9 protein-coding genes are annotated in these 15469 nt (G+C 71.4%); 7 read left to right on the forward strand and 2 right to left on the reverse strand.

All coding sequences use genetic code 11. From position 1 onward, the window contains the following. Positions 1-40: 40 nt before the first annotated feature. Entirely contained in the window at positions 41-3166 is a 3126-nt protein-coding gene (locus B9S64_RS01870) for an NACHT domain-containing NTPase (protein ID WP_103489623.1), read from the forward strand. Positions 3167-3316: 150 nt separating this feature from the next. On the opposite strand, the gene B9S64_RS01875 is transcribed toward B9S64_RS01870, so the two are convergent. Further along, entirely contained in the window at positions 3317-3739 is a 423-nt protein-coding gene (locus B9S64_RS01875) for a secondary thiamine-phosphate synthase enzyme YjbQ (protein ID WP_103489622.1), read from the reverse strand. Between the two features lie 92 nt (positions 3740-3831). Between B9S64_RS01875 and B9S64_RS01880 the strand changes: the two genes are divergently transcribed. Further along, complete coding sequence (locus B9S64_RS01880; RefSeq protein WP_103489621.1) at positions 3832-4908, forward strand: NAD(P)-binding domain-containing protein; 1077 nt, start codon at positions 3832-3834, stop codon at positions 4906-4908. A 661-nt stretch (positions 4909-5569) separates the two neighbouring features. Here the strand turns inward: B9S64_RS01880 and B9S64_RS01885 are convergent. Beyond that, positions 5570-7381, reverse strand: a complete 1812-nt coding sequence (locus B9S64_RS01885) for an ABC transporter ATP-binding protein (RefSeq protein WP_103489620.1) — start codon at positions 7379-7381, stop codon at positions 5570-5572. 148 nt (positions 7382-7529) lie between these two features. On the opposite strand from B9S64_RS01885, the gene B9S64_RS01890 reads away from it, so the two are divergent. The 5 genes from B9S64_RS01890 (at position 7530) to B9S64_RS01910 (ending at position 15459) form a co-directional block, all read left to right on the forward strand. Beyond that, positions 7530-7976, forward strand: coding sequence for a MarR family winged helix-turn-helix transcriptional regulator (locus tag B9S64_RS01890; protein WP_037875343.1), 447 nt, complete (start codon positions 7530-7532; stop codon positions 7974-7976). A 403-nt stretch (positions 7977-8379) separates the two neighbouring features. Next, the gene (locus B9S64_RS01895; protein ID WP_103489619.1) at positions 8380-9840 is read left to right on the forward strand and encodes a Gfo/Idh/MocA family protein; all 1461 of its coding nucleotides are present in this window, start codon (positions 8380-8382) and stop codon (positions 9838-9840) included. Positions 9841-10082: 242 nt separating this feature from the next. Beyond that, a complete protein-coding gene (locus B9S64_RS01900) occupies positions 10083-12101 on the forward strand; it encodes an ABC transporter ATP-binding protein (RefSeq protein ID WP_103489618.1) in 2019 nt (672 codons plus the stop codon). Beyond that, the gene (locus tag B9S64_RS01905) at positions 12098-13879 is read left to right on the forward strand and encodes an ABC transporter ATP-binding protein (RefSeq protein WP_103489617.1); all 1782 of its coding nucleotides are present in this window, start codon (positions 12098-12100) and stop codon (positions 13877-13879) included. The genes B9S64_RS01900 and B9S64_RS01905 overlap by 4 nt, the downstream gene beginning before the upstream one ends. 218 nt (positions 13880-14097) lie before the next feature. After that, positions 14098-15459, forward strand: coding sequence for an NAD(P)/FAD-dependent oxidoreductase (locus B9S64_RS01910; protein WP_103488732.1), 1362 nt, complete (start codon positions 14098-14100; stop codon positions 15457-15459). Positions 15460-15469 lie beyond the last annotated feature (10 nt).

The following is a 15469-nucleotide window of genomic DNA, read 5'->3' on the forward strand; positions in this document are numbered from 1 at the left end:
TCGATAGGCTCCCCTGGTCGATCGACCTCGGGGGTGGCGGATGGAACCGACGGTACTCGGAAGCAAGCTGGCGTCCGGACTGATCATCCCCCTGGTGAAGAAGCTGTTCGTGACGGGCGGCCCCGGTGCCGGACTGGTCGACCGACCGGTCCGGCTCGCCGACCTCGTGTCATTCCGGGGCGAGAAGCGCACCCTCGGCGACAGGGAAGTCCAAAGGCTCGCGGCGCGGCTGGTCCGGGCGGCACTTGCTTCCCCCGGCGAGCTTCCCTTTCCGTCCGACGAGGAGGCCGCCGTCGTCGGCGTCCTCGCCGCCCGCCTGCTCGCCCTCGGCGGCCTGGACATGACCGATGTCCAGGCCGTCCGCCTGGGCCACCTCGCCCTCGCCGAGCGGTTGCGCCGCCAGGCCCACCGGACCGCGGAATCCGCCGCGTCAGCTGCCGGATCCACCGGCCGTGCCCTGTCCGGCGAAGGACTGTCCACCGATGCCCGCTATTTCCTCGACTCCGCAACAGAGTGGGCATGCCTGCACATTCTGGAGTTCTTCACCCAGCGCTCCACCTTTGTGGCCCGGACCCTGGTGGAACAGACACGCGGCCAAGCCGAGCTGATCGCCAAGGTCGACGAGCTCATCACACGTGTCCCGCGGCCCGATGCCCGCGACACCGCCTTCGAGCGCCGGTATCTCCCTCATGTCGCCGAACGGCACAACCACCTCACCATGTACGGAATCGACCTGCGTGACACCCCGGACAGGTGGCCGCTGGAGGTCGCCTACCTGACCTTGGAGGCCACCACCGGTCAGGGTCTTGCCCAGCACACGGATTGGGACGTCGACGCCGGTGAGGGTTCCCAGGGCCAGGCCGGACGCGTGCCCGCGGACGAAACGCTGGAGCGAGAACCGAAAGTGCTGCTGCGTGGGGACGCGGGGTCCGGCAAGACGACCCTGGTGCAGTGGCTGGCGGTCAACGCGGCACGTGAGGGCACGCTCATCCCGTACGTTCTCCCGCTGCGCACCCTGATCCGCACCGGCCCTCTGCCCTCCCCTGCCGCCTTCCTGAGGGCGTCCGGCTGCCCGCTGTCGCCACCCGACGGCTGGACGGAACGCGTCCTGACCGCGCGGCGGGCGCTGATCCTCGTCGACGGCCTGGACGAGGTTCCGGCCGCCGACCGCCACGCCACCCGGGACTGGCTGAGCACCCTCGTCCACACCTACCCCGGCAACCGCTGGCTGCTGACCACCCGCCCCACCGCGGTACGCGCCGACTGGCTGGCGCGGGAAGGCTTCTCGGAACTGTCCCTGGTTCCCATGGGCCGGACAGAAGTCGCCACCTTCGTCCACCGCTGGCACAAGGCCGCTGATGCCCCGGAGTACGAGCAGCGCCTGCTGGATTCCCTGCGCACCAAGCGCGACCTGTCCCGTCTCGCCACCAATCCGCTGATGTGCGGCCTGGTGTGCGCACTGCACCGGGAGCGCCGCGGCTACTTGCCGACCGGGCGCAAGGAGCTCTACGACGCGGCTTTCACCATGCTGCTGACCCGCCGTGACCGGGAGCGGGGTCTGGGCACGGTCGACGGCCCGGAACTCGACGAGGAGACCCGCCTCGAACTGCTGCAGCGTCTCGCCTACGCCCTGGTGCTGAGCGGCCGGACGGAGATGACCCTGAGTGTGGCCGAGGGCCTCCTGGAACGGGCACTGCCCTCGCTGGCACCGGCCATCGGGAAGGCGGGCGCCACCACGGTGCTGCGGACGCTTCTGCTGCGCAGCGGTGTACTGCGCCGCCCGGCGGAGGACGTGGTGGACTTCGTTCATCGCACCTTTCAGGACTACCTGGCTGCCCGGTACGCCGTGGAGGAGGGCCACATCGAGGTCCTCACCAGCCGCGCCGAGGACTCACAGTGGGAGGACGTCATCCGCATGGCCGTGGCCCACGCCAGGCCCCGCGAACGCGCGACCGTACTGAGCGACCTCCTGGCCAAGGACACTCCCCGGCTCACGCTGCTGGCACTGGCCTGCATCGAGAACGCGGGGACGCTGGACCCGTCGGTGCGAGCGGAAGTCGAGAGCCGGGCCGCCCAGCTGATCCCGCCGCGTACGACAGAGGCGGCGCGAGAACTGGCTGGGGCAGGCGGTCCTCTGGTACTGGAGCTCCTGCCGGGACCCGAGAGCCTTACCGCGGAAGAGGCCCGGGGTGTCACGGTCACCGCCTCGATCCTGGGCCAGGAGGAGCCGGACGGGGCACTCGCCGTGCTGCGCCGCTTCCGTGACTACACGGACCTCGATGTCCGACGGCAACTCGTCGGGACCTGGGACCGTTTCGACGCCGACGAGTACACAGCCGAAGTCCTGGCCCATCTGGACCGTGAGGACCTTTTTCTCCGTTGTGAAACGCCGTCGCAGCTCAAGGCCCTCACCAGGATGCGTTCCTGGACCAGACTGGATATCCGGGGCCCGCATCACACGGAGGACATCGCGGCAGCCGTACAGGAGCCGGAATCAGTTACCGCGCTCCTCATCAACGACAACCGGTTGCTGAAGGAACTGAACATCCTACGGCGTTTCACGTCACTGGACGGGCTGTGGCTCGACGGATGCCCACGGACCACGGGCCTGGACCGGCTGTCCCAGCTGCCCCTCAGCCAGCTGTCCCTTGGCACGGTGGCGGATCTTTCGGGGCTGCGGTCACTGTCGTCCCTGGCTCGGCTCTCCTTGGCACTGGAACTGCCGGATCGCGCGCTCACCGAAACGCTGCCCACCGACGCACCGCTGCATTTCCTCTTCCTGGGCCGGCACAGCACGGACTCGACCGGGCTGAGGGAACTGAGCTGCTGGAAGACGCTGCGCACCCTCAGCCTGGGGCCGTTGACGACGGAACTGACGGCGGCCGACTGGCGGGAGGTCGCCGCGCTGCCCCAACTCATCCACCTGTATCTGAACGCGGAGATCCTTCGAGAACTTCCGGCCTCCGTCGGACGCATGCCGGAGCTACCCGGTGTGGAAGTCCTGCGAGTCCCCAACATGGACGGCACCGAGCACCTCGCGCCACTGGCGTCCCGACTGCCCGGACTGCATACCGTGGTCCTACGGCAAAGGCCCGGACACCACTTCCCGCTCTCCGGCTTCCGGGCGCTCTTCCCCAACGCCGAAGTAATCCTGGAGGAACGCTGACCTGAGGGCGCTACCCCAAAAGACGACTGCCCTGGGACCGACCGCGTCCGTCATGGTGGTCGTACCGGGGGCCGCACCGTGCGAGATCTTCTCCGTGCGCGCACGCATCGTGCGGAGAGCCGGCGGCACGACCCCTGGGAGCGATCCTGGTCAGCCGAGGAAGCTCAGCCGCACCTGACGGTCCGTGTTGTCGACGTTCGTGTCCACCAGGCACACCGACTGCCACGTCCCCAGCTCCAGCCGTCCCGCGATCACCGGGAGAGTCGCGTGCGGTGGTACGAGGGCGGGGAGGACGTGGTCGCGGCCGTGGCCCGGGTGGCCGTGGCGGTGGCGCCAGCGGTCGTCGGCGGGGAGCAGGTCCTTCAGAGCGGCGAGGAGGTCCTCGTCGCTGCCGGCGCCGGTCTCCAGGACCGCGATCCCGGCGGTCGCGTGCGGGACGAAGACGTGGAGCAGGCCGTCCCTGCCGTGGGCGGCGCGGGCGAGGAAGTGCTCGCAGTCGACCGTCAGGTCGGTGACCGTCTCGGTCTGTCCGGTGGTGATGCTCAGCAGGTGCGTGGTGAAGGAATCGGGCATGGCCCCATTCTGGTGCCGTCCGGCTCCGGGGTGTGCTCCGGCAGGGCCGGGCCACCGGGAAGATCCGGGTACGACACACGGTTGGTAGAAGTGTGAACTACTTTGGGGCGCATGAGCTGGACGTGGTCGTGATCGGCGCGGGGCAGGCGGGGCTGTCCGCCGCCTACCACCTGAGCCGTACCGGTGCCGAGCCGGAGCGGGACTTCGTCGTCCTGGACCACGCGCCCCGGCCCGGTGGCGCCTGGCAGTTCCGCTGGCCCTCACTGACGTACGGCAAGGTGCACGGCATGCACTCCCTGCCCGGCATGGAGCTGACCGGCGCCGACGACAGCCGGCCGTCCTCCGAGGTGATCGGCGCGTACTTCGCCGCCTACGAGCGTCGCTTCGGGCTGAGGGTGCACCGGCCGGTCGAGGTGAGCGCCGTGCGTGAGGGCGAGGGCGGCCGGCTGCTCGTCGAGACCTCCGAGGGCGCCTACACCCCCCGCGCGCTGATCAACGCGACCGGCACCTGGGACCGTCCGTTCTGGCCGCGCTATCCGGGCCAGGAGACCTTCCGGGGACGTCAGTTGCACACCGCGGACTATGCGGGGCCGGAGGAGTTCACCGGCCGGCGGGTGGTCGTGGTCGGCGGGGGCGCGTCGGGCACCCAGCACCTGATGGAGATCGCCGACGTGGCGGCCGCGACGTACTGGGTGACCCGGCGGGCCCCGGTGTTCCGCGAGGGTCCGTTCGACCAGGAGCGGGGCCGGGCGGCCGTCGCGATGGTCGAGGACCGCGTACGGCGCGGCCTCCCCCCGCAGAGTGTGGTGAGCGTGACGGGGCTGCCGCTGAACGACGCCGTCCGCCGCGCCCGCGAGCAGGGCGTGCTCGACCGGCTGCCCATGTTCGAGCGGATCACGGAGAGCGGGGTGGTGTGGGAGGACGGGCGTGCGGTCGAGGCCGACGTGATCCTGTGGGCGACCGGTTTCCGGCCCGCCGTCGATCACCTGGCCCCGCTGAGGCTCCGCGAGCCCGGGGGCGGCATCCGTGTCGAGGACACCCGGGCGGTACGCGACAAGCGGGTGCACCTCGTCGGGTACGGGCCGTCCGCCAGCACGATCGGCGCCAACCGGGCGGGGCGCGCCGCGGTCCGCTCGGTCCGGCGGCTGCTGGACCGGGTGCCCGCCTGACACCCGGCGCCGGGCGGCTCACCCCGGGCTCTCGCGCCTCATCGCTCCGTCCTCGCTCGGGACAGCCCCTTCGGCCCAGAACACACGAACACGGGATCGGATGTTCGCTCGAACGCGTGATCGTTCCGGATTTGGTGGCATCACCACCCTTCGAGAGCTGATGATTACTGAGCGCGAACGAGGGCTGCAGACCGCGATTGCGCAGTCCCACACAATGCACCATGCACAAGGAGAATCACCAGCATGAACATCCTCACCAACCTGCTTGCCGGCGTCGTCCACTTCGTGGGTTGGCTCATCTGACCGTCGCACCACACGGCGCCGCCGCTCCCCGTCCCAGGGAGCGGCGGCGCCGCCGCGTGTGCGGCCGCCGTTCATCGCGGTGGGGGCTCGGGAGGGGGTGTCGTGCTGCCGACGCAACGGGGGCCCGGGCGTCTCGACGTGGTGACGTGATGCCCTGAAAGACGTGCTGGTCCGGGGCGCGGAGGCCGTCCCGGTGTCTCCGCCGCGACCTCGACCGTCCGCCGTCGTACGCCTCGCACCCCGACGGGTCAGCGGGTTCCTCGTCGTGGGGCGCCGCCTGGTCCGGTAGTCGAGTTCTGACAGGGTCACGCCGCATACGCCCCGCCGCCGCGTGCTCGGCCTCCGCCGCCCTTAGCCCTCAAGTGGCGGCGGCCGCCGGGGTCAGGGTGCCGTCGCGGCGGACCAGCGCGGCGTACCGGCCGTCCCGCTCGATGAGTTCCTCATGGGTGCCCCGCTCGGCGGCGCGGCCGCCGTCCAGGACGACGATCTGGTCCGCGTCCCGCACGGTGGAGAGGCGGTGGGCGATGGTGAGGGTGGTCCGTCCTCTGGACAGTGCGTCGATCGCCTGCTGCACGGCGTGTTCCGTGCGGGTGTCGAGGGCGCTGGTCGCCTCGTCGAGGATCAGGACGGGCGGGTCCCGCAGGATGGTGCGGGCGATGGCCAGACGCTGCTTCTCACCGCCCGAGAACCGGTAGCCGCGCTCGCCGACCAGGGTGTCGTAGCCGTCGGGCAGTGAGGTGATGTGCTCGTGGATCTGGGCAGCGCGCGCCGCGGCCTCGATCTCCTCGTCGGTGGCGTCCGGCTTGGCGAACCGGAGGTTCTCCGCGACCGAGGCGTGGAAGAGGTAGGTCTCCTGGGAGACCACGCCGACGGCACGGGCGAGCGTGTCGAAGTCCAGGTCCCGGACATCGACCCCGTCGAGGGTGACCCGGCCCTCGGTGACGTCGTACAGCCTCGGCACCAGGTAGCTGAGGGTGGATTTGCCGGAGCCGGTGGGTCCGACGACCGCCAGGCTGTGCCCGGCCGGCACGGTCACGTCGATGCCGCTCAGGGTCGGGCCGGTCTGTTCGTCGTAGCTGAAGGTGACGTCTTCGAAGGCGACCTCGCCCCGGATCTTCTCCAGCCGGACGGGCTCGTCGGGCTCGGTGATGTCCACGTCGAGGTCGAGGTATTCGAAGATCCGCTGGAACAGGGCGAGGGAGGTCTGCATCTGCACGCCCGTGGAGAGCAGGCTCACGGCCGGGCGGAAGAGCCCCTGCTGGAGTGAGACGAAGGCGACCAGGGTGCCGAGGGACACCGAGGTGACATCGGCCCGGAGGGTGAGGCCGGCCGCCCAGTAGATGACGGCGGGCATGGCGGCCATGACGATGCCGATCGTCGACATACGCCAGCGCCCCGCCATGCTGGAGCGCACTTCGAGATCGACCAGGCGTTCCGACTCCTCGGCGAACGTCTTGGTCAGCGAGTCCGAGCGGCCCATGGTGCGGCCGAGCAGGATGCCGCTGACCGAGAGCGACTCGGTGACCGTGGCCGCCATCGCGGCCATCTGCTTCTGGCGCTGGGTGGTGATCTTCTTGCGCTCCTGGCCGACCCGGCGGCTGATCCACACGAAGACGGGCAGCAGGAGCAACGAGACTACGGTGAGACGCCAGTCCAGCGCGAGCATGGCGACGACGGTGGCGATCACCGCGGTGAGGTTGGAGACCAGTGAGGTGGCGGTCGAGGTGACCGTCGCCTGCATCCCGCCGATGTCGTTGGCGATACGGGACTGGACCTCGCCGGTGCGTGTCCGGGTGAAGAAGGCGAGCGGCATCCGCTGGAGCTGGGTGTAGACGGCGGTGCGCAGGTCGTGCATGACCCGCTGGCCGACCGTCGTGGAGATCAGGGTCTGGAGGACCCCGAAGACGCTGTTCATCACGGCGGTAAGAACCATACCGAGAGCGAGCAGCGTGAGCAGGCCCGTGCGCCCCTGGGGGATCGCGGTGTCCAGGATCTCGCGCAGCAGGAACGGGGAGGCGACCGACACCAGCGAGGAGGCACCGACCAGCAGCCCGACCAGGGCGAGCCTGCCTCGGTAGGGGTGGAAGAGACGGAAAATGCGGCGCAGTTCGGCGGGGGGCTGCCGGCCGGCGCGCTCGGGCGGGGTCCACACGGGTTCGTCGGGTTTCATGGGCTCCTTCGACCGGGGCAAGGGGAGGACGGGGGATCAGGACGGAGAGCCGGATCCAGGGATCAGGGCGGGAGAGCCGGATCCTTCGAGAGCATAGCTCATTGTTACCTTTACTCACAATGAGCGGGGTCCTGATATTGTTCCCCCCATGGATTCCCCCGACTCCGACGGCCTCCTGGCCGAGCAGCTGCTGCGGCTCACGCGCCGGCTCCAGCGCATCCAGAACAGGCAGCTGGAGCCGATAGGCATCACACCGGCCCAGTTCCGGCTGCTGCGTACGGTCGCGCACTACGACGAGCCGCCCCGGATGGCCGATCTGGCCCTCCGGCTCGATGTCGTCCCGCGCGCGGTGACCACCCTGGTCGACGGGCTGGAGGCGTGCGGCCGGGTCCGCCGCGCCCCGGATCCGACCAACCGGCGGGTGGTCCGCATCGAGATCACCGAGGAAGGCCGCGCGGTGCTGCGCTCGCTGCGCCACGCGCGCAGGGCCGCCGTGCAGGAGGTCCTGGCTCCGTTGACCGCCGAGCAGCGCGAGGTGCTGGGCGGGCTGCTGACCGCTCTGGTCGACGGCATGCCGGAGCGCCACCGTCACTGAGGCGCCGGCACGGAGCCTCAGCGGATGCCCGGCGTTTCGGCGGCCCGCCCCGCGTCAGCGGCCGCTCTGAGGCCGCCCCGCGTCAGCGCCCGCCCTGAGCAGCCGCCCGGAGACCAACACGCCGTCACACGGCGCGAGCCGGCCCCTCCTCGCCGCTACCTTCCCGCACGCCGGGGAGGCCCCCTGCTCGTGTGAAGGCGCACGCACGCGCCCCTCCGTGTCCGGGGGCAGCCGCGTGCGCCGCCGGAAAGTCCATGGGTTGAGCGCGGGAGTCCAATCGCGTCCCTTGCGCGAGAACTGCCCCACCGGCCAGGGTCCTTACCGAGGTCCCCGGAGCCCGTCGTGACCACACGGGCTCCGGGGACCGTACGCGCACCGTCAGATCCCCCTCTCTGGAGGCTCGATGAATGACGACGCACCACAGACCCAGGACCCGCACGGCCAGGAATCGCGGACCGCGGACGACGGCTCCCCGAGCCGTCGTTCCGTGCTTCGCACCACAGCCGGAGTGGTCGGAGCCGCGAGCGCCGGGCTCGGACTCGGGGCGCTCGGCAGCGGCACGGCGACGGCCGCGGAGGCGGCGGCGGACACCGGCCATCTGTCCGTACCGGCCCGCAAGGGCGCCACGATGGCCGGGGTCCGCTTCGACCGGCGTTCGACCGTCCGGGTCGGCATCGTGGGCCTGGGCAACCGCGGCGGCAGCATGATCGATCTCTTCCTCGCCGTCGAGGGGGTGCGGGTCGTCGCCGTCTGCGACCCCGTGAGGGACAAGGCCGAGCGGGCCGCCGCCAAGGTGACGGCAGCGGGTCAGCCGGCGCCCGCCGTGTACACGAAGGGCGAGCACGACTACGCGAACCTCTGCGCACGCGGTGACATCGACTTCGTCTATGTGGCGACCCCCTGGGACTTCCACTTCGAGATGGCGAAGACGGCCATGCTCCACGGCAAGCACGTCGGCGTCGAATGCCCGGTCGCGCTGCGGCTGGAGCAGCTCTGGGAGCTGGTCGACCTCTCCGAGCGGACCCGGCGCCACTGCATGCAGCTGGAGAACTGCTGTTACGGCCGCAACGAGATGCGGGTCCTGCGGATGGCGCACGCCGGCCTCTTCGGCGACCTGTTGCACGGCGCGGGCGCGTACAACCACGATCTGCGCGGGCTGATGTTCGACCCCGGCTACTACGAGGGGCCCTGGCGGAGGTTGTGGCACACCCGGCTGCGGGGCGACCTGTACCCCAACCACGGCTTCGGCCCCGTCGCCAACTACATGGACGTCAACCGCGGCGACCGCGCCGTCAGCATAACGAGTGTCGGCTCCCCCGCACTCGGTCTCGCCGCCTACCGCAAGGAGCACATGCCGGCCGGCGACCGTAGCTGGAAGGAGACCTACATCGAGAGCGACCGGACGATCAGTCTCGTCCAGACGGCGAAGGGCCGGGTCATCCGCCTGGAACACGACGTGTCGACGCCCCACCCGTACTCACGGATCAACAGTCTCGGCGGTACGAAGGGGGTGTTCGAGGACTATCCCGAGCGGATCTACCTCGAACCCGACCACACGGACGACACCTGGGCCGACTTCTCCGCGTACGCCGACTGGGACCACTGGCTGTGGAAGAAGTACGCCGATCCGCCGGGCGGTCACGGCGGCATGGACTACATGCTGGTGTTCCGGCTGATGCAGTGCATGCGCCTCGGACTCGCCCCGGACTTCGACGTGTACGACGCCGCCACCTGGACCGCGCCCGTGCCGCTGAGCCACCTCTCCATCAAGGCCAAGGGCGCGCCGCAGCAGATACCCGACTTCACCCGGGGGGAGTGGAAGAAGGCCCGTCCCGGCATGGACTCCACCGAGCCGGAGGAGTAGCCGGTCCCGGCCCCGCCGCCCGGTCGGCGGCGGCGGGGCCACCCCGCGCGCGGACAGGAGCGGAAGAAGGCGACGAGGGCGGACCGGAGAGAACCGGCCCGCGGAACAGGCTTGCGGGTCAGGCCCGCGGAAAATAATCGCTTGCCTCGGAGCGGGGCGGGAAGCGAACCTTGCACGGTTTGCACCCCCGTGTTCCACGAGATCCCTGTGGATCTCCGCCCCTTCCGATCCTTTGGGACGTCATGCAGATTCGCGATCTTCCGTACTCGGATCCCGGCGATCCCGATGTCAGGTCAGGACCACGTTTCCTCCTCTGGCTCGGTCTCTCCCAACTGACCGGCCAGCTCAAGGCCCTCTCCTGGGGCCTGCTCCACCAGTGCGCCGTCGCCGGACTCCCCCTCTGTGTGGGGCTCGCGGTCCAGGCCGTCGTCGAACGCTCCGGCAGCGGCCTCGCGTGGGCCGGGGCGCTCATCGTCGCGCTCGGCGTCCTCATCGCGGTCGGCGACACGATGCTGCACCGGACGGCCGTCACCAACTGGATCACCGCCGCGGCCCGGGTTCAGCAGTTGCTCGCCCGTAAGACCGCCGAGCTGGGGTCGGCGCTGACCCGGCGGGTCGCTGCGGGCGAGGTCGTCGCCGTGTCCACCGGGGACGTGGAGAAGATCGGCTGGTTCGTCGAGGCGCTGTCGCGCTTCGCCGCCGCCGCGTTCGCCCTCGTCCTGATCTGTGTCGGGCTGGTCCTCTACCTGCCGTCGCTGGGCGTGCTGGTCGCGCTCGCCGTACCCGTCCTGGCCCTGGCCGTCCTGCCACTGCTCCCCCGGGCCACCCGGCGGGCCGACGTGCAGCGCGAGAAGGCGGGCCACGCCACCGAACTGGCCTCCGACACGGTGGCGGGCCTGCGGGTGCTGCGCGGGATCGGCGGCGAGGAACTGTTCCTCGGCCGCTACCGGCGTGCCTCGCAGGAGGTCCGTGAGGCGGCGGTGCGCAGCGCGCGGATGTGGGCCCTGATCTCGGCGATCCAGGTGCTGCTGCCGGGAGTTCTGCTCATCGCGCTCGTCTGGTACGGCGCGACGCTGGCCCGGGACGGCCGGATCGAGGTCGGGCAGCTGGTCACCGTCTACAGCGCGGCGACCCTGATGCTCTTCCCGCTGCGCCACTTCGAGGAGATCGCGATGGCGTACTCCTTCTCCCGGCCGTCCGCGCAGCGTGCCGTCCGGGTGCTGTCCCTCTCGCGCGGTGCCCGGACCGCGACGGCCGAGGCCGTGGTTCCCGAGGGCGACCTCTACGACCCGGTGACCGGACTGCTGGCGCCCCGGGGCCTGTTCACCGCCGTGGTGTGCGGCGACCCCGACGAGGCGGGGCGGCTGGCCGACCGTCTCGGTGGACACGCCGAGCCGGACGGCCGCGCCCCCGACGAGGCGGGAGCGGACACCCCGACGGCGGAAGCGGGCGGCCTGGACACGAAGAACACTCAGGGCCGTGACACGAACGGCCCGGAGAAGACCGGCCCGGACCCGTCGGACGGGGACGCGTCCGAGAGGGACGGGACCGGCACCGATGGCGTACCGGGCCCCGGCGAGGACCGGCGGCTGCCCTCCGTGCTGCTCGGCGGTGTGGCCCTGGACGAACTGCCGCTCGGCTCGGCGCGGACCGCCGTACTCGTGCAGGACAAGGACCCGGTGCTGCTCTCCGGGACACTGCGGGAACTGCTGGACGTGCCGTCGTCGGGCACGGTGAGCGCCGAGGAGGCGTTGACCGCCGCGCAGTGCGGCGATGTGCTGGACGCGCTGGCCCAGGCGTCCGTGGACGCGGACGGCGATCCCATGGACACCCGGATCACCGAGCGCGGCCGTTCACTCTCCGGCGGCCAGCGCCAGCGACTCGCCCTGGCGCGCTCCCTGGTCACCGACCCCGAGGCGCTGGTCCTGGACGAACCCACGTCCGCCGTCGACTCGCACACGGAGGCGCGTGTCGCCGCCGGTGTGAAGCGGCTGCGCACGGGCCGTACGACGGTGGCGTTCTCCTCGTCCCCGCTACTCCTGGACCTCGCCGACCGGGTGGCGCTGGTGCACGGCGGACGGGTCGTGGCGGCCGGAACCCACCGCGCGCTCCTGCGTGACGAGGCGCGCTACCGGGCGGTCGTCACCCGTGAGACCGACGACACCGCGGCCCCGGCCGCGACGGACCGACAGAACCGGCTCGCCTCGATCGACGTGTCGCGGGCGGCCGGAGCGACCGAGGAAATCGAGGAGAGGGCATGATCGGCGTCGCACCACCGGCGTACGACCCCGCCGCCCCGGAGTCGGCGACGACGCTGCCGGTCGGCACACCGGCGACCGTGGGCGCCTACGTCCGCTCCCTGCTGCGGCGCCACCGCCGTCCGTTCGTCGTCCTGGTGACGGTGAACGCGATCGCGGTGATCGCGTCGATCACCGGGCCCTACCTGCTGGGCGGACTGGTCGAGGACCTGTCGAACGGCGTCGAGGACCTGCGTCTGGAGCGCACCGCCGCGATCTTCGCCGTGGCACTGGCCGTGCAGACCGTGTTCACCCACACCGTGCGGCTGCGCGGCGCGATGCTCGGTGAGGAGATGCTCGCCGACCTGCGCGAGGACTTCCTCGTCCGCTCGGTCGGGCTGCCGCCGGGCGTCCTGGAGCGGGCGGGCACCGGTGACCTGCTCTCCCGGATCACGACCGACATCGACCGGCTGGCCAACGCGATGCGGGAGGCCGTGCCGCAGCTGGCGATCGGGGTGGTGTGGGTCGGGCTGCTGATCGGCGCGCTCACGGTCACCGCCCCGCCACTGGCCCTCGCGGTGCTGATCGCCCTTCCGGTGCTGCTCGTCGGCTGCCGCTGGTACTTCCGCCGGGCGCCGTCGGCGTACCGCTCGGAGGCCGCCGGATACGCGGCCGTCGCCGCGGTGCTCGCGGAGACGGTGGACGCCGGGCGGACCGTGGAGTCCCACCGCCTGGGGGCCCGCCGGATCGCCCTGTCGGACCGCCGCGTCGCCGAGTGGACGGCGTGGGAGCGGTACACGCTGTTCCTGCGCTCGGTGCTCTTCCCCGTTGTCAACGCCACGTATGTGACGGTCCTGGGCGCGGTGCTGCTGCTGGGCGGCTGGTTCGTGATGGAGGGCTGGCTCACCGTCGGACAGTTGACGACGGGGGCGCTGCTGGCGCAGATGATGGTGGACCCGATCGGCCTGATCCTGCGCTGGTACGACGAGTTGCAGGTGGCCCAGGTGTCGCTGGCCCGGCTCGTCGGCGTACGGGAGATCGAGCCCGACGCGGGCGACGAGCTGACCGGTCCGGACGGCCGTGACGTCCGGGCGGACGAGGTGCGCTTCGGCTACCGCGCCGGGGTGGACGTCCTGCACGACGTGTCGCTGGGCGTCGCCCCGGGCACGCGGGTGGCGCTCGTGGGCCCTTCGGGCGCGGGCAAGTCCACCCTGGGACGGCTGCTGGCCGGGATCTACGCACCGGGGAGCGGCCACGTCACGCTGGGCGGGGCGGAACTGTCCCGGATGACCGCCGAGCGGGTGCGCAGCCATGTGGCCCTGGTCAACCAGGAGCACCACGTGTTCGTCGGCACCCTCCGGGACAACCTCCTCCTGGCCCGTACGGACGCCGAGGACGCGCTGCTGTGGGCCTCGCTCGCGGCGGTCGACGCGGACGGCTGGGCCAGGGCCCTGGAGAGCGGACTGGACACGGAGGTCGGCTCGGGCAGCGTCTCGCTCACCCCGGCGCAGGCGCAGCAGATCGCCCTGGCCCGGCTGGTGCTGGCGGACCCGCACACCCTGGTGCTGGACGAGGCGACGTCGCTGCTCGACCCGCGGGCGGCCCGGCACCTGGAGCGTTCGCTGGCCCGGGTGCTGGACGGCCGTACGGTGATCGCCATCGCCCACCGGCTGCACACGGCGCACGACGCGGACGTGATCGCGGTCGTGGAGAAGGGCCGGATCAGCGAGCTGGGCAGCCACGACGAGCTGGTGGCTGCGGACGGCGCGTACGCGGCGCTGTGGCGGTCCTGGCACGGCTGAGCCAGGCGGTCGGGTTCCCGTGCACGCCCGCCACCCTGCGCGGGGCGGCGGTGGCGGGCGCCGGGTGGCGGGCGGCGGGGCCACGCCCGCCGCCCGGTGCCCGGGGCGGTCCCGTACGAGAGGCGAAGTCCGCGCGCGGCGGTGAGGATGAGGGTGACTGTCCCCTGATCCGGGGCAGGCGAGCGATGACCGCGTAAGCCCGAGAAGGGACGCACACCGTGGCACGACCCAGGATTCTCGTTGTCGGCGCCGGCTTCGCCGGAGTCGAGTGCGTACGCCGGCTGGAACGCGGCCTCGCCCCCGGTGAGGCGGACATCGTGCTGGTCACCCCGTTCTCCTACCAGCTCTACCTCCCCCTGCTCCCGCAGGTCGCCTCCGGGGTGCTGACCCCCCAGTCGGTCGCCGTCTCCCTGCGCCGCAGCCAACGCCACCGCACCCGCATCGTCCCGGGCGGGGCCGTCGGGGTGGACACCCAGGCCAAGGTCTGCGTCGTCCGCAAGATCACCGACGAGATCGTGAACGAGCCGTACGACCACCTCGTGGTGGCCGCAGGCAGTGTCACCCGGACGTTCGACATCCCGGGGCTCGTGGAGAACGCCCGGGGCATGAAGACACTGGCCGAGGCGGCCTACGTCCGGGACCACGTCATCTCCCAGCTCGACCTGGCCGACGCCAGCCACGACGAGGCGGAGCGGGCGGCGCGGCTGCAGTTCGTCGTGGTGGGCGGCGGGTACGCCGGTACGGAGACGGCGGCCTGCCTTCAACGGCTCACCACCAACGCCCTGCGGCGCTATCCCCGGCTGGACCCGAAGCTGCTCAAGTGGCATCTGATCGACATCGCTCCCAAGCTCATGCCGGAGCTGGGCGACAAGCTGGGGAAGACCGCGCTGGAGATCCTCCGCCGGCGGGGCATCGATGTGTCGCTGGGCGTGTCCGTGGCGAAGGCCGCCCCGGACGAGGTGACCTTCACCGACGGCCGGGTGCTGCCCTGCCGCACCCTGATCTGGACCGCCGGGGTGACGGCCAGCCCCCTCGTCGGCACGCTCGACGCGGAGACGGTACGCGGTCGGCTCGCGGTGACCCCGGAGATGGCGGTACCGGGCAAGAACGGCGTGTTCGCGCTCGGCGACGCGGCGGCCGTGCCGGACCTGGCCAAGGGCGACGGGGCGGTCTGCCCGCCCACCGCGCAGCACGCGATGCGCCAGGGCCGGGCGCTGGCCGACAACCTGATCGCCTCGCTGCGCAACAAGCCGTTGCGGCCGTACGTGCACCGGGACCTCGGCCTGGTGGTGGACCTGGGCGGCCGGGACGCCGTGTCCAGGCCGCTGGGTATCGAGCTGAAGGGCATGCCCGCCCAGGCCGTGGCGCGCGGTTACCACTGGTCGTCGTTGCGGACCAATGTCGCCAAGACCCGTGTCATGACCAACTGGCTGCTGAACGCGGTGGCCGGTGACGACTTCGTGCGCACCGGGTTCCAGGCGCGCAAGCCGGCCACCCTGCGCGACTTCGAGTACACGGACGCCTATCTGACGCCCGACGAGGTCCGCGCGCACACCGCCTCGGCGGTCACGCACGGGTAGACGGACCAGG

The organism is Streptomyces sp. SM18 (genome assembly GCF_002910775.2).
Lineage (GTDB): Bacteria > Actinomycetota > Actinomycetes > Streptomycetales > Streptomycetaceae > Streptomyces > Streptomyces halstedii.

Excerpts from the sequence above, each read along its gene's own strand:
- B9S64_RS01870 (WP_103489623.1), top strand. The coding sequence starts at position 41 with ATGGAACCGACGGTACTCGGAAGCAAGCTGGCGTCCGGACTGATCATC.
- B9S64_RS01875 (WP_103489622.1), bottom strand. The coding sequence starts at position 3,739 with ATGCCCGATTCCTTCACCACGCACCTGCTGAGCATCACCACCGGACAG.
- B9S64_RS01885 (WP_103489620.1), bottom strand. The coding sequence starts at position 7,381 with ATGAAACCCGACGAACCCGTGTGGACCCCGCCCGAGCGCGCCGGCCGG.
- B9S64_RS01890 (WP_037875343.1), top strand. The coding sequence starts at position 7,530 with ATGGATTCCCCCGACTCCGACGGCCTCCTGGCCGAGCAGCTGCTGCGG.
- B9S64_RS01895 (WP_103489619.1), top strand. The coding sequence starts at position 8,380 with ATGAATGACGACGCACCACAGACCCAGGACCCGCACGGCCAGGAATCG.
- B9S64_RS01900 (WP_103489618.1), top strand. The coding sequence starts at position 10,083 with ATGCAGATTCGCGATCTTCCGTACTCGGATCCCGGCGATCCCGATGTC.
- B9S64_RS01905 (WP_103489617.1), top strand. The coding sequence starts at position 12,098 with ATGATCGGCGTCGCACCACCGGCGTACGACCCCGCCGCCCCGGAGTCG.